The organism is Pseudomonas sp. CFBP 8771 (assembly GCF_014841695.1).
GTDB lineage: Bacteria > Pseudomonadota > Gammaproteobacteria > Pseudomonadales > Pseudomonadaceae > Aquipseudomonas > Aquipseudomonas baltica.
The window spans coordinates 632546-656613 of the sequence record NZ_JACYUJ010000001.1 but is presented as its reverse complement, the minus strand read 5'-3'; the positions used below and the strand labels follow the sequence as shown (position 1 = coordinate 656613).

At 51.2% G+C, this 24068-nt stretch carries 11 protein-coding genes and 1 pseudogene; 9 read left to right on the top strand and 3 right to left on the bottom strand.

Annotation, left to right across the window (positions count from 1 at the left end):
• Nucleotides 1-134: 134 nt before the first annotated feature.
• From IFT80_RS02925 to IFT80_RS02915, 3 genes are read right to left on the bottom strand one after another with little or no spacing between them, the layout of a single operon-like run.
• Entirely contained in the window at nt 135-1553 is a 1419-nt protein-coding gene (locus IFT80_RS02925; protein WP_122478358.1) for a TolC family outer membrane protein, read from the bottom strand.
• Nucleotides 1550-2875, bottom strand: coding sequence for an HlyD family type I secretion periplasmic adaptor subunit (locus IFT80_RS02920; protein WP_122714156.1), 1326 nt, complete (start codon nt 2873-2875; stop codon nt 1550-1552). Before IFT80_RS02920 ends, IFT80_RS02925 begins: the two co-directional genes overlap by 4 nt.
• 13 nt (nt 2876-2888) lie before the next feature.
• Nucleotides 2889-4730, bottom strand: coding sequence for a type I secretion system permease/ATPase (locus IFT80_RS02915; RefSeq protein WP_122714157.1), 1842 nt, complete (start codon nt 4728-4730; stop codon nt 2889-2891).
• 722 nt (nt 4731-5452) lie between these two features.
• Between IFT80_RS02915 and IFT80_RS02910 the strand changes: the two genes are divergently transcribed.
• The 9 genes and pseudogenes from IFT80_RS02910 to IFT80_RS02870 all read left to right on the top strand — a co-directional run bounded on the left by IFT80_RS02910 (nt 5453) and on the right by IFT80_RS02870 (nt 24053).
• Nucleotides 5453-6271 carry a hypothetical protein gene (locus IFT80_RS02910; protein ID WP_185794161.1) on the top strand — a complete coding sequence of 273 codons (819 nt, stop codon included), beginning with the start codon at nt 5453-5455 and terminating at the stop codon, nt 6269-6271.
• Between the two features lie 17 nt (nt 6272-6288).
• Nucleotides 6289-7734 carry a DUF4214 domain-containing protein gene (locus tag IFT80_RS02905; RefSeq protein WP_192136710.1) on the top strand — a complete coding sequence of 482 codons (1446 nt, stop codon included), beginning with the start codon at nt 6289-6291 and terminating at the stop codon, nt 7732-7734.
• 149 nt (nt 7735-7883) lie between these two features.
• Nucleotides 7884-9464 (top strand): annotated as a pseudogene (locus IFT80_RS02900) (glycosyltransferase); the annotation flags it as partial.
• 796 nt (nt 9465-10260) lie between these two features.
• Nucleotides 10261-12669 (top strand): glycosyltransferase family 2 protein, encoded by a 2409-nt coding sequence (locus IFT80_RS02895; protein ID WP_192136709.1) that lies wholly within the window; start codon nt 10261-10263, stop codon nt 12667-12669.
• Between the two features lie 136 nt (nt 12670-12805).
• A complete protein-coding gene (locus IFT80_RS02890; protein WP_192136708.1) occupies nt 12806-14359 on the top strand; it encodes a hypothetical protein in 1554 nt (517 codons plus the stop codon).
• A gap of 118 nt (nt 14360-14477) precedes the next feature.
• Nucleotides 14478-18257 (top strand): glycoside hydrolase family 99-like domain-containing protein, encoded by a 3780-nt coding sequence (locus IFT80_RS02885; RefSeq protein ID WP_192136707.1) that lies wholly within the window; start codon nt 14478-14480, stop codon nt 18255-18257.
• 3 nt (nt 18258-18260) lie between these two features.
• Nucleotides 18261-19595 carry an alginate O-acetyltransferase AlgX-related protein gene (locus IFT80_RS02880; RefSeq protein ID WP_192136706.1) on the top strand — a complete coding sequence of 445 codons (1335 nt, stop codon included), beginning with the start codon at nt 18261-18263 and terminating at the stop codon, nt 19593-19595.
• A 172-nt stretch (nt 19596-19767) separates the two neighbouring features.
• A complete protein-coding gene (locus tag IFT80_RS02875; RefSeq protein ID WP_192136705.1) occupies nt 19768-20649 on the top strand; it encodes a class I SAM-dependent methyltransferase in 882 nt (293 codons plus the stop codon).
• Between the two features lie 1049 nt (nt 20650-21698).
• Complete coding sequence (locus tag IFT80_RS02870; RefSeq protein ID WP_192057207.1) at nt 21699-24053, top strand: DUF4214 domain-containing protein; 2355 nt, start codon at nt 21699-21701, stop codon at nt 24051-24053.
• The last annotated feature ends 15 nt before the right edge of the window (nt 24054-24068 follow it).

Genomic DNA, 24068 nt, shown 5'->3' with positions numbered 1-24068 from the left:
CACGCTGCTCGCATCCCGTAGGAGCGGTCCGTGGCCGCGAAAAGAACACCACGGACTGACTGATGTATCGCGGTGTTCCGTTCGCGGCCACAGACCGCTCCTACAGAGTTGTTACATCGACGATACAACATCAATCAGGGTTTGGTTTTCACCTTGGCAACATCACCGCCAGGCAAACCTTGTTCCGGCTCGGGGCTGAGCCAGACGTTGACACTGTCGACACTCTCTTGGTTCAACTTGCCACTCCAACGATTCAACATGAACAGGTTGGTAATGAAGTCGTACTGCGATCTCAGCAAATCCCTACGCGCCTTGAACTCGTTCTGCACACTGGTCAATACATCCACCGCATTCACCACGCCATAGGCAAACGCCTTCTGCGCGGCCACGCTCGACTGTTGCGCCGAAGACAATGCGTTCTTGTTAGCGCGGATCTTTTCCACACTGGCTTGGGCAGTCAGGTAGGACGTGGTCGTTTCTTTCACCACCTGCCGACGCACGCCTTCGAGTTCCTGCTCGGCAGCCAGTTGGTCATCGTACAAACCCCGAACCCGTGCCGACGTGGAACCGCCGCTGTAGATCGGCACCCTCACCCCCAGCGTCGCCACGTAGCTGTCGCTGCGAGGCGTCAAGGTATTGTCGTAGCCCACGTCACTTTGCTGAGCGCTCAGGCTTACACTCAGTTGCGGATAGTGCCCGCCCTTACCTTCGCGCACCGCCGCATCGGCCGCTTCGGCGCCACTCTGGTAGGCCTTGAGCAAAGGGTTGGCATCCATGGCCTGGGAGACGAAATTGGCCAGCGGCGCAGTCGGCGCCTGCAAGGCCACATCGTTGCGTACGCGGCTCAGACGTTCGTCGATGCGCCGGCCGACGATCTCGGACAAGGCTTCACGACTGACCTGCACCTGGTTGCGCGCATCCACTTCCTGCGCAGCCAGGGCGTCCACCCGCGCCTTCAGGTCGAGCTGATCGGTGATCTTGGCCATCTGCCGCTCGTAGAGCATGTTGATCCGATCAAGGTTCTTCTGCGTAGCCCGCCGCTCGGCCTGCACCAGCTCCAGCTCGTCATCGGCGGCCAACGCGATGAAGTATCGCTTGGCCAGATCCACCGTGGCCTCGGCGTGGGAATCTTCGGCCTGGGCGCCCTTCTGCGCCGTGACGCTCTTGGCCTTCTGCCAGCCTTCCCACGCGGTCTTGTTGTACAGGTACTGCGTCAAGCTCAGGGAATAGCTCTTGTTGTCGTAGATCTCACGCGCCGCGTCGTCCTTGCGCAAAATCCGGTTGAAATTGCTCTGCGCCGACAACTGCGGCAGCAAGCCGCCCAGAGCTTCGCGCTGCTGCTCGGACGCGGACCGCGCCCGGGCATAGGCTGCCAGCACGCGCGGGTCTTCAAGACGCGCCTCACGGTACAGGCCTGCCAGATCCAGTGCGTAGGTCGAAGCCGACACCGGTGGCTTGGGCGGAACATCGTTGGGAACCAGCGGTTCGGCGCCAACGGCTTGCAACGCCAACATGCTCAACATCACACCAGGTAACAAACGCGACACAGTCATTCCTCGATCATCGACTTGGCGAACATGTTACGGGCCGGCTTGAGCAGGTATTCAAGCATTGTGCGGTCACCAGCGTTGATCAGCACATCAGCGGGCATGCCGGGCTGCAGCCTGCGATCGCCCAGGGTCTTCAGGCCTCGCTCAGTCACCTTCACTCGAACCAGGTAATAGGAATCTCCGGAGCGTTCATCCTTCAGCGCGTCTGCGGAAATTCGCGTAACTTCGCCGTCGATCTCCGGTGTGGTGGCGTTGTTGAACGCGCTGAAGCGAATGTCCGCGCGCTTACCCATCTCTAAACGGTCAATATCAGCCGGAGCCACGCGCGCCTCGACAATCAATTCGGCCGCCGCCGGCACGATGTCCAGCAAAGGGGTTCCAGCACTGACTACGCCACCTACGGTATGCACCTTCATATCCAGCACCATGCCGCTTTCAGGCGCACGAATGACCACCCGCGAAAGACGGTCGTTGAGCGCTGCTTCCTTTTCCTGCAGATCGAACACCTGGGCCTGTACATCGGACAGATCATTGGCTACATCGGAGCTGAATTTCTTGTTTAGCTGAACGATGGATAGCTCGGTCTCGCTGATCTGCAGTTGAGTCTTGAGTATGGTGGACTGATGGTCGGCCACTTCTGTTTTGAGCATGTCGAGCTTGCGCTCCTGCTCCAACAAACGCTGATTATCGACGAAACCCTGAGACAGCAAGTCCTTAAGCTGGACGATCTCGCCACTGTAGGACTTCTCGAGGTTCTGCTTGGTCCTGATCATGCCCTGTAGGCCTGATATCTGCTGCTTGAGCTGACTGATACGCTCGCGCTGCACGGAGATTTCGCTCAGGCGCGAATCATGCCGTGCTTTGAACACTTGCTGCTCTCCGGCCAATGCCTCCATGGCACGGTCCGAGTCGGTGCCAGTCATCTGCACCGGCGGAACTGATTGCAATCCATCGCGCTCGGCACGCAACCGTGCCTCTTTGTAGCGGGCAACGATCAGTTGATTACGCGTGGATTCGTATTCTGCACTCAACTGAGCTTCGTCGAGGACGATCAGCGGGTCGCCCTGCTTGACCATGTCGCCGTCGCGCGCGTTGAGTTCCTTGATGATGCCGCCTTCCAGATGCTGGACGGTCTTGCGATAGCTCTGCACGGTGACGATACCGCTGCCATGTACCGCATTGCTCAGAGGCGCAACAGCCGCCCACGTACCGAATATCCCGAAGGTGACGAAGATGATGGTGAAACCGACCCGGCGAATGCCGCGATCGGAGATAGGCATGTCATCGAAATTGTGGTCGAACGTGCTAATGGCTTTACTGGTCATCGATGAAATCCTTTCACACGCCGGTCGATTGGGTGTTGGCCGGGCCGGCGGGCGGCTTTGCTGCAGGAGGCGCGACTGGCGCAGTTGGTGGGTTCGGTGCAACTGGGGCGCCAGGCGATGCAGGCGTACTTGGCGTGCCTGGCGCTGGCTGGGCTACGCGAGGCTGACCCTTGTTCTGTTGCGCCGCCAACTCGGCAATCACCTTGTCACGCGGGCCGTACATCGAAATGGTACCTGCCGACATCACCAGAATGTGGTCAAGGCGAGACAGGATGTTGGGGCGATGTGAAACGATGAAGACCGTCGAGCCGTTTTCCTTGACCTTCTGCAAGGCCACGCCCAGCGCTCGCTCGCCTACTTCGTCGAGATTCGAATTCGGCTCGTCGAGCACGATCAGCTTGGGGCTGCCATAAAGGGCACGCGCCAGGCCCACCCGTTGACGCTGACCACCCGACAAATTCACGCCATCGCTGCCGATGATGGTGTCGTAACCGTCTGGCAGCATTAGAACCATCTCGTGCACACCGGCAGTCTGCGCAGCGAGCACGACCTTCTCCGCATCGACCTTTTCGAAACGGGCAATGTTGTCGCTGATGGTGCCTTCGAAGAGCTCGATATCCTGCGGCAGGTAGCCTACATAGGGCCCCAGCTCGTGCTTGTCCCAGGTACTGATATCGGCGCCATCGAGGCGAACCACGCCGTGCTGAGGTGGCCAGATGCCCATCAAGGCTCGTACCAACGTGGACTTGCCTGCCGCGCTCGGGCCGACGATGCCCACGATGGCCCCAGCCGGTGCGACGAAGCTGATATTACGAATGACAGGCGCTTTGGCGCCAGGCGGGGCCACAACCAGATTCTCGACTTGTATGTGGCCTTGTGGGGCAGGCAACGGCATCCGCTCCGGCTCGGCGTTGAGCTTGTCCAACACCTCATTCAGACGCCCATACTGAACCTTCGCACCCACGAAGCCCTTCCAGCTTCCGATCATCTGATCAATGGGCGCCAGCGCGCGACCAAGCAGAATCGAGCCAGCCATCAACAGCCCAGGATTGATCTCGTGAATGATCACCAGGTAAGCGCCCATCGCGAGCATGATGGACTGCGACCACATGCGGAACGTCTTGGAGATGGACGTAACCGCCCCGCCCTTGTCACTTGCATTGGATTGCAATAGTAATATCCGGCGTTGGCGTACGGCCCAGCGATTCATCAGTGTCTCGAGCATGCCCATGGACTCGATGACTTCGGCGTTACGCAGGTTCTTGGTCGTGGCTACGTTGGACTTGACACTTTGCAGGTTGGCATCAGCCAAGGCCTGGGTCGTGAAGCGATGATTCATGAATGCCAGCACGACAAGAACGACTCCGCACCCAACGGTCATCCAGCCGAACCATGGGTGAAACATGAACATCACTGCGGTGTAGATCGGAAACCAAGGCGCATCAAAAAAAGCGAAGAGTCCAGGCCCAGTCAAAAATTGCCGCAGAGATGTCAGATCGTTCAATGACTGAGCAGTCGCATCCATCCCGCCGCTGTTAAGCGCGCGCTTGAAGCTGGCACGGTAGACATCACGACTGAGCAGTACATCAAGGCGATTACTTATGCGGACCATCATGCGCGATCTCACCCACTCCAGAGCGCCCATGGTGATCATCAACACTGTGAGAATCAGCGTCAGCATAATCAGTGTCGAACTGCTGCTGGATGGCACGACCCGCCCAGAAATCTGGATCATGTAGAACGTCGGAACCAGCATCAGCGCGTTGACGAAGAAGCTGAACACACCTACGGAGACAAAGCTGCTTTTGCAGGCCTTAAGGGCGGCTTGCAAATTATTTTCCGGTAAACGACTCATAGTATCCGTACTTCAAAAAAGGCGAAAACGGCGGGCATTGTACCACCGGCGCCGGAGCGCGGGGCGCAATCATTAATATGACCAAGTGATGACCCCGACTGGTGTAATCATTCGCCATAATATGGAAGCCGAGCGAATGAGAACATAGCCTTTGTCTGATTTTTTACTCAGTAAGCATGCCAGTTTGTGACATCGGATCGAGACGTCTTGCCAAATTCAGCAAGAGCTTAGTTGCATGCGAAGACCTGTAAGCCAAGGGTGGTGCATTCCCTCCCCATCATCAGATTCGAGCGACAGTAAAGCTGGCTTAAAGCCACCAGTAGAACGACCAGAATCTGTCACTATTTTTTTGAAGTATTATTACTTACTGCAATATCTTGATTTTACTAGGATTATTTTTTTTTGATTCAGGCTGACCTTGCAGAATGATGACTCAATAGTGAACGCCGTAATGCGTCGTAACATTCTGTGCTAACCGCTCGTAGGATGTATTCCGGCCGCGTGTAAGAATTTTTACATTCAGTGATTGACATCACACCCCGTCTGGCTCAATCATCCTAGCTTCAAGGGACGCCAGCGCTGGTTGATCGCTTATTACAGGTTTGCCGTTTTTTAGATGGCACGGTGGTTAAGCCAACAGGAAATGGAAATTCATGTCACTGCCCTCGCACGCACTTGACGGTTTGAAAATAAGCTCGCGGGTAACTCTGCTTGAGCCCGGAATGTATATATTCCGATATGCCTCTCAGCCGCCCTCGGACAAGCCTGTCTGTATTTCGCTACAACAAGCTCCCCTTGGTAAGGGATCAATCGATTTCTTCCCTGCCGAAGGCGTTAGCAAAAATATGCTGACGCACTTGGGAGACACCATTGTTGCCCGTGTCAAAGGTGGCGTTGCGACTGTACTGATCACCGAATATCACATGTTTGAATCTGAAATCGACCCGGTCGACCTCCGCATCGATCGTATCGATACATCACCCGCCATCATGCGCAATTTTGCCGTTGTGGCAACGCCTGAGCCGAGCTTCCCGCTGGCCTTTGAAGCAGCCCCGGCAACATTGAAGCTGATCGCACACCTGCAAGGCGCAGGCGATGTGGAGTCGACCAAGGGCTGGGTCGGCGAACATGACGGCACAAAGCGGCTGGAGGGCTTCTGCGTCATCTGGGAGAACAAGCCAGAGGGCGTTGATCTCGTCTACACATCGACAGTTGCCGGCTCGGGTCCCAGTCCTAACGTAGCGGCCGGCACTTTCAGCGGCACCCGCGGCAAAGCATCTCCTCTTATCTCCGCAGGTTTCAGCCTGGTTGGGTCAAATCGCTGCCTTTACGAACTTTCGGGTCACATCGTGTTTTCCGGCTCCTCGCCGCAACTCGTCGTGCCCAATCAGATGATGTATGGCCCCACTGGCACCGAGCCTCTGGTGGCGCTGCATCTGTCTATAGATCCCGTCACGAAGACGAACGCCCCCCGCTATAAGTCTCCGTGGGAAAACTCTGCACTGAAGCAGAAAACTAGCAGCACAGGCCAGATGGCCTGAAGTAACAGGAATTACACATGCAATACGATCAGCCTTACTCTGCGTCCGAACTGAAAGGTTCGCTGGCCAACAACCCTACCCTGTTGTCCTCCACTACCGCCGCTGCCATCAGCACCCTGCTGGCACTGGACACTGCTGAAAGCGTAAGTGTTGCTTCGTGGGACGGCGTGTCTGCCCCAGTTTCGCCGGAAGGCACCACTCCTGCACTGGTTAGCGCGACCATCGCTGGTGCAGCGGGTCAAAACGTTGCCGTTGCAATTCCTGCCGAGCTTTCTACAGCTCAAGCATTCGTATTCGATAGCGATGCCAACCTGGTCGTGTCGTTCAACACGCCAGCACCGGTCGCCACCTTTGCTGCTCTGGCTGAAGGCGATGTATCTGCCTCTGCCACAACCGATTCCACCCCTGATCTTATCGTTACCACCGATGCTGGCGACGATACCCTGATCTTCACCGGCGACCGAAATGTCTACGTCGACGGTCGTGAAGGTAACGACACCATCATCACTGCCGCTGGCAATGACACCATCTACGGCGGCGCTGGCAACAACGTCATCCTTTCGGGTGCCGGTAACGACGAAATCTTCCTGGCCGGTACCGCTGACGTGGTCGACGCTGGCGAAGGCTACGATGTCGTGCACCTGGGCGGCTCGCGTCAGGACTACGACTTCACCGTCGGTAACAACTTCAATGTGAACCTGACCGGCACGCAAACTGCGTCGATCACTCACGCTGAGTTCCTGTCCTTCGACAACAACGAATCGGTTGCATTGGTCGACAGCGAAGCCGAAGCAGCTGCACTGCGTCTGTTCCAAGGCCTGCTGGGTCGTGATGCAGACAAGGATGGCGCACAACTGTGGGCTGCTCAGGCTGAAGCCGGTGTTTCCACTACCGCTATCGCCCAGGAGTTCCTGAACTCTTCCGAGTACACCGTTGTTTCGAACGAAGCGTTCGTTGAGTCTCTGTACACCCAGATTCTGCAGCGTGACACAACGAACATCGACGAAGCAGGCGTACAGAGCTGGCTGAACACTCTGGCTGCCGGTGGTACTCGTACCGACGTGGTCAGTGCAATCGCCACTTCGCAGGAAGCTATCAGCAACGACCAGAGCAATGGCTCGTACGTCCAAGGCCTGTACCAGTCTGCACTGGGCCGCGGCGCCGAAGCCGATGGCCTGAATAACTGGGTCAGCCAGCTGGTCAATGGTGCTAGCCGTACCGAAGTCGCTGCCACCATTCTGAATTCGGCTGAAGCCGGTCAGAAAATCAACAGCGATTTCATCGACAGCCTGTACACCAACGCCTTGGGCCGCTCCGCGACCGAAGACGCTGCAAGCAAGGCTGGCTGGATCGACTACATCGCTCAGGGTCACACCCTGGCGGACGTCGCTATCGCCATCGTCGGTTCGGAAGAAGCTACCAACACAATCGACAATGTCATTGTGATCCACGGCCAGGTCTAATCCGCCCAGTCGTAGCAAGCTGAATGCTGCCCGCCGCAAGGCGGGTGGTATTCGAAAAAGGGGCGACTTTAGGGTCGCCCTTCTTTTTATTATTTGCAGTGAATTCGCCAGCCATGTCCATAAACCTCGACCGTGGGCGAGAAACGCTCATGGACATATTTCATCGTCACCGTGAAGCGCAAGAGCATGAAAGCGCCGCGGCGATGCTCGAGCTTGCCCTGCAGACGCCCGAATACCGTCCGGAGGCTTTGATCTGGAAGGGTATCGACGCCTTGCCGAACGACCCAAAGCTGGCTTTTATTTTTTTCAGCAATGCCGCACATGCCCTACCCGAACGTGCCGATGTTCATGCCCTGCTGGGGCGCAGCATGCTGGCGCAGGGACAACCCGATATGGCTGCTCGCTATCTCGCTGCCGTATGGCAGAAAATCCCCCACGACCCCTCTCTGCGCATGATGCTGTGGCAGGCTCGCAGCCAGTCGGCCAGCCCTGCCGAGCTTCGCCGTTTGATCCTTGCTCACCTGCCAGACATCACGGTCGCTAACGAGCTGAATTTTGTCCTCAAGATCCTCGCTGCACAGACCGATGTCCCAGGTACCGTTGGCGTGGTGCGCTATTTGCCCGAGGAGAAGGAAATTCAGGGATGGGCCGTCGATCTGCGCAACGTGCATGCACCCGCCACACTTGAACTTGAAGCCAACGGCCAGACGATGTTGGTAACAGCCAACGTGGCCAGCCCCCTCCTCGCTGCAGCAGGCCTGCCCACCACCCACGGTGGAATTCGCATCAAAGTGCCAAATCCCACACTGGCAGTCACCGTGAGGTTTGCGACGGGCTTGCCGCTCTTGGGCAGCCCGGTGTCGGCCATGCCAACCTTCGTCCCACCCGAGCCGGTCGCGGATGGAGGCAAGCACCACCCGGTCGACGTGTTGATCCCGATCTACGATGGCCTGGAGGAAACCCTCGAGTGCATCAACAGTGCCATCGCCGCACGCAAACTTAACCGTACGCCTCATCGCCTCGTGGTGCTGGACGACGCCACACCTATTGTCGCTTTGCGCAAGGCGCTGAAGGTACTGGCGAGTAGGGGCAAGATTACGCTGATACAGCAGCCTGTGAACTTGGGCTTCATACGCACCATGAACCGCGCCATGGCGCTAAGCCCCCGCCATGACGTCGTCTGGCTGAACGCCGATACACGTGTGCACGGAAACTGGCTGGATCGCCTGCGCGATACCGCCTATGGCGCCGACGATATCGCTTCGGTAACGCCCTTCACCAATAACGGCGAACTGATGAGCTTTCCAGTGAGCAGAGTGAGCTCGCCAATGCCAACTGCTGCAGAACAGGCGGAACTGGACACACTGGCAGGCGGTATCGCGAGTGCTCCGGTGGAGCTGGAAACCGGTTGCGGATTCTGCCTTTATATAAAGCGAACAGCATTGGAAAGTGTCGGCTATCTAGATGAGGTTGAACTAACTCGCGGGTATGGAGAGGAAACAGACTGGTGTTTGAAAGCAAAAGCTATGGGTTGGCGTCATCTGGGTGCTACTGATGTATTCATTGCTCATAAAGGCGGAGTGTCTTTTCGGGAAGAAAAGAAGATACGAGTTGCGTACAACAATGCTGTGCTCAGACGGCGATATCCTAAAGCCGAGAAAGCTTATCTGGATTTTTGCCAACGCGACCCCCTCCAGCCGGCCCGTAACGCATTGCAAAAAGCTCGACTCAAAGCATTCACAAGTAAGTACAAGATCGCGGATGGAAAAGATAATGTTCTTAAAACATCGATACAGGACATGGACGATACAGGTGAGAGCCATGCAGTAAGCCTCACCCATCAACAGCTCACAAGTGGTGCAGTTGCAACAGTGAATATAAGGTTTAGCTCTTTAGATATTATTGTTGATTATGACTTGAGCACCCAAATGGAAAAGCTAGCAGCTGATCTCGATCAGCTTCTTGATATGCGCCAAGCATCCTTTGTCTATTCCGCACCACACCTGACGCCACACCTTCCAAAAACCTTGACGTATAAATTGCACTCACGACTGGAAACGCTCGTACAAAGTAACAGTTGGACCGATGCGACCCAAACACATTGTAATGATGGCGCGATCTCATTTACCGATAAAGACCTATCACATCAGAGATTTTTTATAGAAAGCAATGACACTTCAGAAGAGGCGGTAAACTTTCAGCTCGAATTTATCCGAAACATGAGCACGACCAATAAACATCAAATTATTCTCATCGATATAGATGCCAGTAACTACATAGCCATGTGCGCGTTAAACTGCGTGATGGGTATAACCGAGCTCCCAGGGCTCACCCGCATGGACAGCAACGTGCTTAGCGGTTGTAGCCCACCGATTAAAATCACCAGAGCGGACCAAATTGAGACGTCTACACCTTTGGATAACGCAGTCAAGCGCACCACTGAGCGGCTGGCGCCCCAGCAAACGCATAATATAATCATGCGCAAGCCCGAGATTACTGAATGATTAACTTGACGCTGAGCATCCTATGAGAACCAATCCAAGCTTACGAGGAGCAATCACTGGCTTGTATGGGGACGTGCTACAAGGCTGGGCTATAGATGACGATCAGACCGAGACAAGAATTGTAGTAGAGGTGTTCGCAGACGGCCAGAGCATAGGATTTGTGAGAGCTGAAGCGTTCATTCAGAATCCTGTCATAGGTGACGGGTTTCACGGCTTTGCCATGAAAATACAGGAACGCTATCTAACGAATGCTAGACAGATCTCCGCACGAATCGCGAATCTCGGACATCGGCTTAGCGGGAGCGTGGCATTGCCAGCACCTCGGCCGGCGGGACAATCAAATGCCGCTTCGCAGGTCTGGCATACAGGCGGTTTAAAAATCTACGGCTGGGCTTGGGATACCGGCAGGCCAGATAGGAATGTCACAATAAACGTGATCGAGCGCGGTCGAAAGCTTACTAGCACAGTAGCAAATCTGGCGCACCATTCCTTATCCTATCTCAACACAAACAATCATGCGTTTGAACTTGATCTTCCTTGGGAACTCGCCGATGGCAGGACCCATACTCTGATTATAGAAAACGATTGCGGGGAGCCGTTATCGGGCAGCCCAATTACATTGTGTATTTGGCCAGAAGGCATAGAAGCTGTACTATCCACTAAAACAGCAGCTGAGCTGAGCGATAAAGATATCCAACTGCTGGCTAACGTGGCTAAGCAACATGAGCTGATATTGCCAAAGAGTGCCGGACTTAGGAATTATCATCAATGGTACGAGGCTTTTCAGTCTGATCCCCCGATGATCTATAACCAACCTGTCAGTTGCGGGATTCTTGTGCTCACTGAAGGAGCGAAGGATCTTGAAGAGATCTCTAGGATCATTCTAGCTCAAAGGCATCCAGCAAAAGCGATAGAGTACTGTTCAAGCTCTGATGTATCTAGCGGATTTAAAAGTCTTCAACTGCAGGGCTGCAGTAGTGTCATACCAGTTAAAGCGGGTGATAGCCTGGCACCTTCTGCGGTCGATCAATTGCAGGCACTAATGATCGAAGGCGTTGATTGGGCATATGGAGATTGCGACTGCGACGGTATCAATGGCCAACGCACTGCACCGTGGCTCAAGCCTGCTTGGGACATAGACCTTTTTATAGGCGAGGACATATTTTCACCAGGCGCGATCTTTAGCATGTCAGTCATCACCGCTGCAATTGATCTCACAGTGAACTGCAGGAATGAAGGCAGGTTAGACTGGGATATGTTCCTTGCCGGTGTTGCACTGTCGACTGCAATCAACTCTGGACGCGTTCTGCACCTACCACGCGTGATCTACCATAGGGCTAATAGCCTGGCTTCAAGCCCTGCAGAAGATCCAAAGCCAAGCAGCCGGCGAAAATCTATAGACTGGCTTGTTCAATCTCTATCCAGTGGGGCGACTGTTGATCATGTGGTTGGGTATCCGAGTCTACTAAGAGTGCGCTGGCCGTTGCCGGAGGTCTTGCCACGGGTGACGATAATGATCCCTACACGAGATCAAGTTGACCTATTGAGAACATGTGTCGAAGGCGTGCTTGGAAATACTGATTATGATAACTTAGAGGTTATCATAATTGATAATGACTCAACCGATAGTAGGACCCTTGCTTACTTATCGGAGCTTGAAAGCCGAGGCGTTAACATACTGCCGCATCCGCACCCGTTCAACTATCCAGCAGTTAACAATAGAGCCGCTGAAGTTGCAACAGGTAGATTTTTATGCCTATTGAATAACGATATCGAAATTATAGAAAATGATTGGCTAAAAGAACTGGTAAGCCAGGCACTGCGGCCAGGCGTTGGAGCGGTAGGCGCCAAGTTACTCTGGGCAAACGGAATGGTACAGCATGGTGGCGTCACTGTAGGTATAAATGGGCTCGCGGCGCATGCAGGAAACAATAGTGCCCGTCAAGATGCTGGTTATCTTGGGATGAATCAAATCGTTCGGCGCCAGAGTTCCGTTACCGGTGCGTGCATGCTTACGCCTAGAGATGTGTATCTAGAACTAGGCGGGATGGATGAGAACTCACTGCCTATCGCGTTCAACGACGTAGATCTATGCATGAGAATTTGCGAACGAGGATTGAAAATATTATGGACGCCTTTCGCTGAACTCATTCATGCAGAGTCTGCCAGCAGGGGAAAAGACTCGACTGCAGATCGCATTGCCCGAGGACAGCGCGAACAGCGATTTTTTAGGTCCAGTTGGACTGACGATGGACAGGTAGATGACTACTACCATCCGGGGTTGAGTCACGATTATCAAACAGGACCTTACGGAGGTCTGGCACTACCTCCAAGACCGTTGTCGATCGTCAGGGGGCTTAATAAAGCAAAAGCTTTAAGAAAGGCGCTACGCTCGCTACATGCTTTGGCTTCGCTGAAAGACAAAGATTGAGGGCCAGCCATGGCGAAGCGCTAGAGAGCCCCGGAAATTCGAGAGTTGATCGATGATGCGTCGTGACCAATTACACTGCTATCAGCGTTCGATTTCAGTCTGAATTTAAGTAGAAACGATATTGGACACACCGACAATGACCGCAAAAAAAAACCGAAATGAAAAAAACACGCATGCGTTGGACAAAGAGCCAGTCATGGCGGCGGGTCTCTCAGCTCGGACGTCCATTGCTTCAAGCCTAGAAAAACTGCAAAAAGAAATTGAAAGTACTATTTTTGATTCAGAGAAAGCGGTAGCGAATCTCAACAAGCAATTAAGAAGCAAATACGCGCTTATCGAAAGATTGAAAGAGGAAATCTCAACTGAATCAACAGGCCTTATACAGGGAAAAACGGGAACCACGCATCTCCACGACATATTTGAAGAACATGAGGCCGCACTGCATCGCATTAAGAAACTAAATGAAGACTGCGATAATTTAAAGAAGGCAAATAAGCAGCTTGTAGTTGAAGAGAAGGCCGCCCTCAAGACAGTTTCTCTGATAGAAATCCAAACGATAAATACAAATGCAGAAAATAGGGAGCTATTGGCTCAGCTTCATCAATCCCAAGAGATTATCGAAAGGCTGCTTGAGAAAACAGATATTAACCAAAAGCAGCAGCGTCGCATCGAGTTTTTTATAAAAAATAACCCTAACTACTGGGAGTGCGAGTCGATTTCAATCAGCGTCGTTGATAACGAAACACTAAGCTGGATTGTGACGCAAACTTATATTAATAATCTTTATATTCCAACGCTACGTTTTGATACTAAGGTGCATGGCGGGATTGGCGCCATGACTATTTATCGATCGGGCAGTTGTTCGCCACTGGTCAAATGGCCACGCGCTTTCAAACTCAGCAACGAGCTACCGCTTGTTGCCACTCAAGGACCGGTGATGCAACACGCGAACGCTATCATAAGTGAGCTGGGTTCCTCAGACTGGCTGATGTTCTGCGAACTCGTGCGCAAAGTTTTAAGATCCGTGAAGAATACCGAACCTTCAAAGCTTACCAGTTTCAATAAAGATGTATTCATCGATGGGTTTTCGGTTTTGGATCGTGTGCTCAACGGCTGGCCAGCACTGCTTAGATACGACCATGCATCTATATCAAACAATACTAATCTGGATAATTATCAATCAGTTTCCATCGTTCTAAAGAATGTTCGGCTTGGTAACAAAGCGTGGCCAGAGCTAGAATATAAGCTCGCGAGCGCCAACGGCATCAACGAAGATTTCGGCCAGAACCCCCGACTGGAGTTCTTTGAGAGCAGTGCACATGCCTTCCATAGCTGGTTCGCAGAGAGCGATGACGCTCGTGGGAAGCGATTAGAGCTACGATTCGCGATGCCATATGCGATGGATACAAATGTATGGAGCTTATTGCACGACGAGGACAAGCTTTTACTAACCGCTCTGGTTGTCAGCTTACCAATCCAGCTTGATGAGGTGATCTCTGCAGGTACTTTGCAAGGCGAAGATTGCACGCGATGGAAGATTGTCAGCGAGTCTTTGAAACAAATACTTATCCGAAACACATCGACCGGACCGCTACAGCCAACAGAAAAAGTCAGAAAAACAACGAGGCCGACCTTGAAAGGCGGACAAAAAAACAAAGAGCTGGATCAATCATCAACAACGAAGAGTTAAAACCGTTCATTCAACGTACGATGAGAGGAAGAGGCTGAGCCTATTAAATGCGTGTATACCAGACAATAGCGAATATCAGCCCTTTTAAATTCCAGACTGAATTTACAGTGATCACATCATGAAAAACAAGACCAGCCTTTCAATCGCTAACGAACAGTTTCGCTCTGAAGATTATAGAGGTGCGATAAAAAGCTATGAGCGTGCGAGAAAAGAAAATCCTGAGCTCGGAAAGATAGTTGAATACAATATACGTCTAGCCAAACAGCGAATACAAAAGAAAACCAAGAAGGCAGATACTATTCAGGAAAAGCTCATGAAAGATATGGCGGCATTGAGAGCCCCTATACTAGCGACCTTGAACGAATCCGCTCGACGCTCCGAAATGCTTACTCGGATAGTAGCCAACAAATATCATGACCCAGATGCATTTGATGAAGCTATTTATCTCAATGTATACCCTGATATCGAAGAAGCTGTAAGAGACGGTGTATTCGGGTCTGCGCAACAACACTTCGATATGTTCGGAAAACATGAAAAACGAGTGCATTCCTTCCAGACTTTCCGCGATAGCATACGCAAAGAAGTCAGTGCACTTAGAACCCAAATCAATAGCATTGATAGGCTTTTCAGCAAAGGTGGGTGGCCTGAACAAGCCTTTTTGTCGCAGAATGTTTCGAGTATCCCGTACTACTTGGAAAGCTCAGTACATAGTGGATCACCGCAATCCATCGACGGTATGACAGTTGCTGTACACTTGCACTTATTTTACCCCGACATGCTCCAGAAGATGATTCAGCATCTTAAGAACATACCTCTTGCTTTCGACCTTTTTGTATCTACTCCATGTACCACAACTAGTGAAATATCAGAAGAAATAGCTAAACACGTCAGCAACATACAGGAACTTAACATAAAAACGGTACCAAACAAAGGCAGGGATCTTGCGCCATTTATCATAGAATTCGGCGCCGAACTTCAGGCCTATGACGCCGTATGTCATATTCATACAAAGAAAAGCACACATACCCAAGAGCTTGAGAGCTGGGGCGACCAGATACTCAACTCACTGCTAGGCTCGAAAGACAAAGTACACAAGATACTGAGCTTAATAAATAGCGAGACCAAGCTTGTATACCCCGAAGGCCAAACTTATTATATCAAAGACCCATCAGGCTGGGCCGGAAATTATGACATCGCTCGAGAAGTGCTACACGAACATCTCGATATCAATATCTCGGACTTTCCAAAAATAGAATTCCCTGAGGGTTCAATGTTCTGGGCGAGTAAAGAGGGGATTTCGCCTTTCCTCTCTATGCCTCTCGGCTGGGAAAGTTTTCCAGAAGAACCTATACCGACCGATGGTACTCTGGCACACGCCTTAGAACGTATTATATTGATAAGCGGGCGCAACGCTCCCGGAAAAATACTGAAACTTCTCAACGGTCAAAGCGATATTGGGAAGCTGTATTTCGAACCGCAAAGGAATTATACCAAGTTAATAAATGAAAATACTATAAAGGTCTTGTCCTTCTACCTGCCGCAGTTCCACCCTATCCCTGAAAACGACGAGTGGCATGGCAAAGGGTTTACCGAGTGGACAAAGGTCAAGACCTCAACGCCTTTATTCAGTGAGCACTACCAGCAGCATGTCCCACATGACGACATCGGTTATTATCTACTGGACTCCCCTGCCGTCCTAAAAAAACAGGCTGAGCTTATGAGACTGGCTGGTGTGCATGGCCAGATCTTCTATCATTATTGGTTCTCGGGAAAATTGATTCTGGAAGAGCCCGCACGTATGTTGCTTTCCAACAAAGATGTGAACATGCCTTACTGCTTTTGCTGGGCCAATGAGAATTGGACAAAGCGCTGGGATGGAAACGACTCCGAAGTCCTGCTATCGCAAAACTATTCGCAAGAAGATGCTGAAGCATTTATTCGTTATTTAGTGCCATTTTTGAAAGACAGTCGCTACATCACGATTGATGGTCGGCCAGTCCTTTACGTTTACCGCCCATCATCCATTCCAAATCCCGAGCAGTACATTACTACCTGGAACAAAGTATGTGCAGAACATGGCATACCTCCCCTGTACATCACGGCTATTATGACCAGAGGGGCTACTGATCCAAGAGACTACGGCATGGACGGTGCCTTGGAGAGGGTATTGCACGACTGGACAGCCGGTAACGCGCCAGAGATTAGAGATACACTGCATAAATATTGGCCAGTAAATGGCAGTGTTCTCAAGTACGATGACGTAGCTAGCTACTACATGGATCAGAACAGTGCAAAAGATTTTCAATATTTCAGAAGCCTTGTTCCTGCTTGGGATAATACCGCACGTTATGGTTCGGAAGCCCATATTGTACATGACAGCACACCTGAAAAATTTCAGAACTGGCTTGAAAGTGCTATTTCCTACACCAAAGAAAATCTTCCAACTGACCGCCAGATAGTCGTCATCAATGCCTGGAACGAATGGGCCGAGGGTGCGCATTTAGAACCAGATGAAAACTTTGGATACGCGTATCTGAATAGTGTAGGCCGAGCATTGTCTAATATCTCATATTCAGGAGATAACGGGCATAGCTCCAATCCAAAAACCGTAACATGCATCGAAATTGAGATCCCTGATTATCTTATCCAGGAACTGGACTCTGATTCCCTGACCAAACTAAAATTCTTCAAACAACTAGCTGCTTCTATTCGCAAAAGCAAACTGAAAATTGTGCTAAGTAACAAGTTCGCTGCCGAAGAACTGAATAAATTGAAATGCCCGATCGTTCAGCTTTCACACCACAAACCATCCTTCAAGTTACAGTTTAGGAAACTGGCACTGATAACTGAAAGCTTCATAAACGAGATGCAAAGGGCTCACTCAATCAACACAGGGTCCGTTATCATATCGAATGAGTACGGCGTGTCACAAGAGCTACAGAAAGATGTTGGTCATTGCTCCGTACATTCCGAAAGCGCTTACAACAATTCTGTCATCCTTATCCCCGTGGGCCACAGAGACAAAACATTTAAAATATGCCACAAAGCCCGGGTATTTCCAACGAAAGTTACGACGTCACACCCAGCCCAGAGAGCTGAGGTGACAACCATAATCAGATTTCACAAAAATGACAATTTGAGTGAGCTCAGAAATGCGCTGTTAAGCCTGGCAGCCATTCATTCGTGCATAGTCAAGCCTTTGATATGCGCCCAAGATCTATCTCAGCAGCAACTCAAAGCATTAACCTCGCTGTGCAATAGCTTTAACTATTCTCCGTACAGCCAAACATCTATTATGAGATTCAACTCGCATAACAACTCGCAAGATATTCGCGCCAGGCTTTTGCATGATGGATTAAATGCGGCCACCTCGCATTATGTGGCCTTCCTGGACCATGATGACTTGATGCTCAGCGACTCCTATAGCTACCTGATAAATAGGCTTCAAACAACCAACAGCAGAGCTACGTTTGGAAGAGTGTATGATACGACATATGAATCTGAGTCAGAACGCTTCATCAAAAGGAATAAAACATACGAATACGGTTTTACGTATGAAGAATTCCTAGAGACAAACCACGCCCCACTCCATAGCTTTATGCTGGACAAGTCAAAGTTTGATTCCAGCGTACTGAAATACTTTCCAGACCAGAAATTCATGGAAGACTATTACCTCACATTGCAAATCTTTGATCAGACGACGACTGACTGGGCTTCCTTGAGCGAAAATTTCTACATCGGTGATTATCTTCACTGTACCGATAGAGCACACACGCTTGCTATTACGAACGCTGAATCTCGAGACTCTGTTATAACGAACGATCTCTTTGAGAAATGCAAGAGCCGCCTTGATGAGCTGAAAGAACAGGTTCGACAACGCACCTTTGGAGATCATTAATTTATGGCTACCCTCCGAAATTTTGTCCCGAGCACGGCCGAAAGCGTCTCTGAGCTATTGCATGCTTGGAACATCGAAGAGCCGGCACCTAGCTTCGAAACCCCGGTGGATAGATCTCTCTTCACCATCAGTGGATGGGTTTTAAGCGTTCACGAAGCTACGCATATCTTAATAGATATCGCCGGTCGGCGATTTAGTAGCCCTATTGACATTGAGCGAACTGATGTTGTGCAAGCTCTCTCAGAAGGGTATGAAGGTCTCCACGATGTAGTGAGATGTGGATTTAGCATTGTCACTGACATCCCCTTTTCAGATGTATCTTCTTTTGATATTGCTGTGGGACATGAAGATAGTCCATCTTGGTTGGGCACATTCTTTTTTGAGGAAGATTCCAAGGTGCAAGTAGGGCGGGAGGGATGGCTGTTCTTAGATAACGATACAAACAATAGCGTAGAGCAGTACACTGGGGAAATAGTTTTAGCTGATCAACTCAAGCTTGACTGGTTAAATTATATTGAGCATTTTTCAGTGGATGCTGATCAACGTTGTTCTAAATGGCGATTTCTGCTTGCACCAGGGAAGGAATATATACTACCTGAGTACTATCCGCATACATCCAGCCCACAAAGCACACCCAATCAGTTTTTCGAAATTTTCAAAGCGAATCCTAGGTTTATCTATCCGATTGCGGAGCTGACTAAACACAAAGCTCTTACCTATTGGAAAGGCGATACCCACTGGACCGATTATGGTGCTTATGTGGCGTTTACGCAGGTTGTTTCGAGCTTAAACCTGGACATAGAAGCCTTTGAGCGCCACACGAAAATCACTTATACCATTGATCATAGCAGGGGAGATTTGGCAGAAAAGCTCGTTCCCCCACCGTTGCACCCTAAAATCGCTTTCAACACTGCTAATTCAACCTCAACAGTGACTTTCAGCAATCATATCAGCAACAATGGTAAAATTGTCATATTCGAAAATTCATCCGCGTTAATACATAGCACCCTAGTCATCTTTGGCAGTTCATCTTCGGACAGCTTAGTTAAGCCATTTACACTATTGTTTGGCCGCGTGGTACAAGTTCACAGCAGTGCATCAGTGGATACATCAATACTGAATCACGAGTGTCCTGACTATGTCTTGCTTCAGTCAAACTCACGGTTCATCTTGGAATGCCCCCAAGTGTTTGGTACTTATTCAATCAAAAGCGTGATAGCCAACAAACTCCAACGCCTTACAGATCTTGAAAACCAGCGACTAAAGGTTAAAGTAGCTAGTTACCAATTCGGGGTATCTCACAAGAACAATTTCTATAGAGCACTAAGTACAATATGACAAACCGCTAACAAATAGGCCGATTCGCGTTTCTGAGCCTGCTTCCGACAACGTTTGATGTCGGAAGCCCGGCCAGTAGCCATCAGCGCATACCGAGCACTGGTGTCTGATAGACCTACCCCGGACCGTGCGTACGCCTCTTAACGATTTAGTCCTAGAGAGCAGAAAATATATGTTATTAGACGAGATTTACGCTCAACACACAGGGCGAGTTTCAGATAAGTGGCAAAGTTATCTACACCACTACGATAGATTATTAAGCCCTATCAGGCACAAGCCAATCTCAATTCTAGAGATCGGAATTCAAAATGGTGGCTCACTTGAGATCTGGGATCAATACTTTCCAAATGCTACCTCCATTTCAGGCTGTGACATTAACGAAAAATGCGCCTCGATAACCTACGACTCCACCAAAATAAATATTGTTATTGGTGATATAAAAAAACAAGATACGCAAAATAAAATCCTGGAGATCTCTCAATCTTTTGATGTTATAATCGACGATGGATCCCATACAAGTCTGGATATCATCCAAACATTTTCCGATATGTTCGCTCATATCAAAGAGGGTGGAATCTTTATAGCTGAAGATCTTCACTGCAGCTATTGGGCAGATTGGGAGGGCGGACTTAATTACCCGCTTTCCGCGATGGCTTTTTTTAAGAAACTTGCTGACATAATAAATTTCGAGCACTGGCAGGTCCGTCAAACCAGAACTGAGTACCTCGCGGCTTATGACCTGACTCCGGCGCTCAGCGAAGCTCTACTATCAGAAATTCACTCCATCGAATTTGTTAATTCAATTTGCATCATTAAACGCAAGCATGCCTCTCAAAACTCATTGGGTCATCGGAATGTTGCGGGATTACATGAGCAGGTAGTTTCTATCAAAGCATCTGGCGGAACATTGTCTAGTCCCCCTGATCTATCTACTGCCGATTATTCGACCAAGATGAAGCTTCTTGAGGCTTCCCGACAGCATACGGCCTCGCAACTTAGGCTCATTGAAGTCGAAATTGAAGCACTACAGGAGGCGAATAATCCGACGATATAATGCATCCAGCGGCGCCCTAGCTAAGTAATTCTCACACTTGTTTGATTACTCTTTGACCATGAAGATCTCCTTTGAGATTGAACGTATTTACCCGCGAAGCCCAGCAGCAGCCGCTGGGCCCTTTCTTTTTCCTTAAACGTAACACTTGGACTCTCAGCAACCCCCTAGTGCCTCTGCATTCTTCGACAGTCCACAATCTAGGGCCGATCTAACGGTCGTGTCTTGCACGTCCAGATCTAGGAACCGCTTTTCACAGAGTTGTGTTTTCGCCTGAATGGAGATTATTTTCTCGGCGCGAACCGGTCCGTTGAAGTGCACCTTATCGTCTTGGTGTCTCTGAACGGTTTGTTGGGCGAAGCGCTCTACTTGTAAGGTGGCGTTAAAGCTGGCCATAGCAGCACAGAGCTTTGGCAGGTTGCACGATAGGATAAATATGGCGTCAGCGCTGGACGAACGAGCCAGCAACAGTGTGGGCGTGACGTAACCCTAAGCGCGGATTTGGCAATTGCTGAACGACGTGATTACTGCAATCACATCGCGTTGAGCTGTTCCGTACGGTGTTTGAGACAACTCTTTTCGCGCAGAGCGTACTTCAAGTTCTCGTACAGCTAGGGTTACCAAGGGACGTACCCTTTTTATGACCGACTTCCCTCGTTCCAAACCGGTTGATTCGGACTTCGGCTCGTTCTTTATCACCTGCTCAGGCATCAAAGATTTGCTTTCGCACGCCCTTACGGCAGCGCCAGATCACCCGAAAAGCCCCCTCCAGTGTCGTCCACGTGTATTTCGTCGACTCGAGGAACACCCCCCTTCAGTCACGAGAAAGCATGCCGATAAGGTCATCAGGAATGGGCATCGTGTGTCGTCGGACGTGCCGTGACCTACCTTCGCAAATAGCAGCACCGTCATTAAGACCAAGGCCGGTCAGACGTACGCGAAACACAACGCCCGTCTTCAAGCCAGGCTCAGCGGCTTGAACTCATTACCGATTCATCCCCGATTCTTACGTTCTTGACACGGCCAGACATGCCTGCCCTGGAGTTTTTTACATGTGTTCGATGTGCGATGCGCTCACCCAACTCTGGGTTAACGGAGCGACCAGCCAGGGTGTGAGCACACAGACACCCACCTCCCAAGCCCAGCTTCAGCATCTGACGCTGGACCAGCAAGCAAGCTACCTCACCGATGGCTTTTGGCACGACGCCACTGGCGGCTCCCAGCACCATTTTGACGTGCATGCTGGTGGCTCACTCACCGTCAACCTGGCCAGGTTGAGCTCAACCGCGCAGGTTGTTGCTAAGTATGCGCTGCAAACCTGGACAAACGTCAGTGGCATCAAATTCGTGGAAACAGCCGCCGCCGGCGCGATCAATTTTAGCGAAAACAAAAGCGGTGCCTACTCCAGCTCCAACTATGCAGGCAGCATTATTTCGAACAGCAGCGTCAACGTCGCTTCGGATTGGGTGAAGTACGGTTCGTATTATGTGCAAACCTACATTCATGAAATCGGCCACGCGTTGGGGTTGGGCCATGCGGGCAATTACAACGGCAGCGCGGCTTTTCCCAACAATGCGTTTTACCAGGAGGACAGCTGGAAGTATTCGGTGATGTCCTACTTCAGTCAGGACGAGAATACGTATTCCAATGCTTCTTTTGGCTACGTCGTGACCCCCATGCTGGCAGACATCGTGGCCATCCAGTCGCTGTACGGCACCGCCGTCACCCGTACGGGTGATGATATTTACCGTTTCGACACGGCTGACGCCACAACCGGAACCGACTTCATGCTCGGCCGGGTAGCCACGATCTATGATTCGGGCGGCAACGACACGATCAACGTGAGCACCTATGTCGGCGCCCAGACAGTCGATTTGAGAAGCGAAGCTTTTTCCAGCGTATACGGCGGTCTATCGAATATTGCAATCGCACGCGGGACGGTCATCGAGAATGCCGTCACCGGTGCAGGCGCAGATACGCTGATCGGCAATGCAATAGGTAATTTTCTTGATGCGGGCGCGGGCAATGACCAACTGCAAGGCGGCGATGGCAACGATCGGCTAATGGGTGGGACTGGCTCGGACATGCTTAATGGTGGTAGCGGCACGGACACAGCGATGTATGCCGAAGCAGGTGCCAGATACTTTGCAACTTACAAAGCCGAGCTTTTAAGCCAAGGCACCCTCAGCGTTCACGATGCGCAAACTTCCGACGTGGACATGCTTTCAAGCATCGAAAAGCTGGCTTTCATGGACCAAACCGCCACTCTCGACGAAGTGCTGATGGCTTTCCGTAGCCGATACGGGACGTTCAACGCCGACAGTGACGCCATTGTCTCGCTAAGCTTCGGCTCGGAGCTTCATCACATCGCGCTCACCGAGAGTCAGGCTGACGTTGCCAGGCTCTATACACTCTTCGGACGCACGCCTGATTACCAGGGCTTGAATCACTGGCTGACGCAACAGGCGATGGGCAGTTCGCAGGCAGAGATTCGCGATGCCTTTCTGAATTCCGCTGAAGTGGTGCAGCGCTACAGCGGGCTAGATAATCGAGACTTTGTGCTTGACCTCTACCAGACCCTTCTGCATCGCACAGGCGATGACGCAGGTGTGGCTTACTGGAACACGCTGCAGCAGGCTGGTTTGAGTCGAACAGCGGTCATTGATAGCTTCCTGAATTCGCGCGAGAGCCGCGACCTGTCGCAAGGCGAGACGGGATTTATAAAGATCGTGGCTCATAACGCCTGGAACAATCTGGATATGGTGGTGGGCAAAGGCTTGGCCACCGGCACGGTTGGCGATGACCAGATCAGTGAGCAGGAAGTCAGGCTTGATAGCAATGGGGTTTCCCATCTGGTCGGCAACTCTGGTATCGACACCTTCATTTTCAACGATGTTGCATCCGCCTACACGATCAGCGCACTCGATACCGACACGCTATCAGTCAGCCGGTCCTCGGGATCTACTGCGCAGTTCAATCTTGATAGCTTCAACGTGCTCGATTTCGCAGATCGCGAGCTGTTCATTCTCGACGCAGCGCAGGCAAGCATTGGTCGTCTGTACACCATTCTGGATCGTATTCCCGATACCGAAGGCCTGAAGTACTGGCTGTCTCAAGGCGCCGCGAGCGAGACCGGTACCCAGGTTGCGAATGCATTTGTGCAATCTGCCGAATTTTCCCAGGGCCTGCCCGATGACAGCAACGCAGCCTTTGTCGACCATGTTTATCACAAGGTGCTAAACAGAGGCAGCGATGCTGACGGTTTGGCCTATTGGGTCCACTCGCTGGACACAGGTACAAGTCGCGGACAGGTGGCATTTGATATCGCCAACGTGGAAGAGTCCGTCGCACTGACCCAAGGGGATGCCGGGTTCATTCAATTGATTGGGCACGCTGATTGGGTTTGATGAACTCGCGTTAGA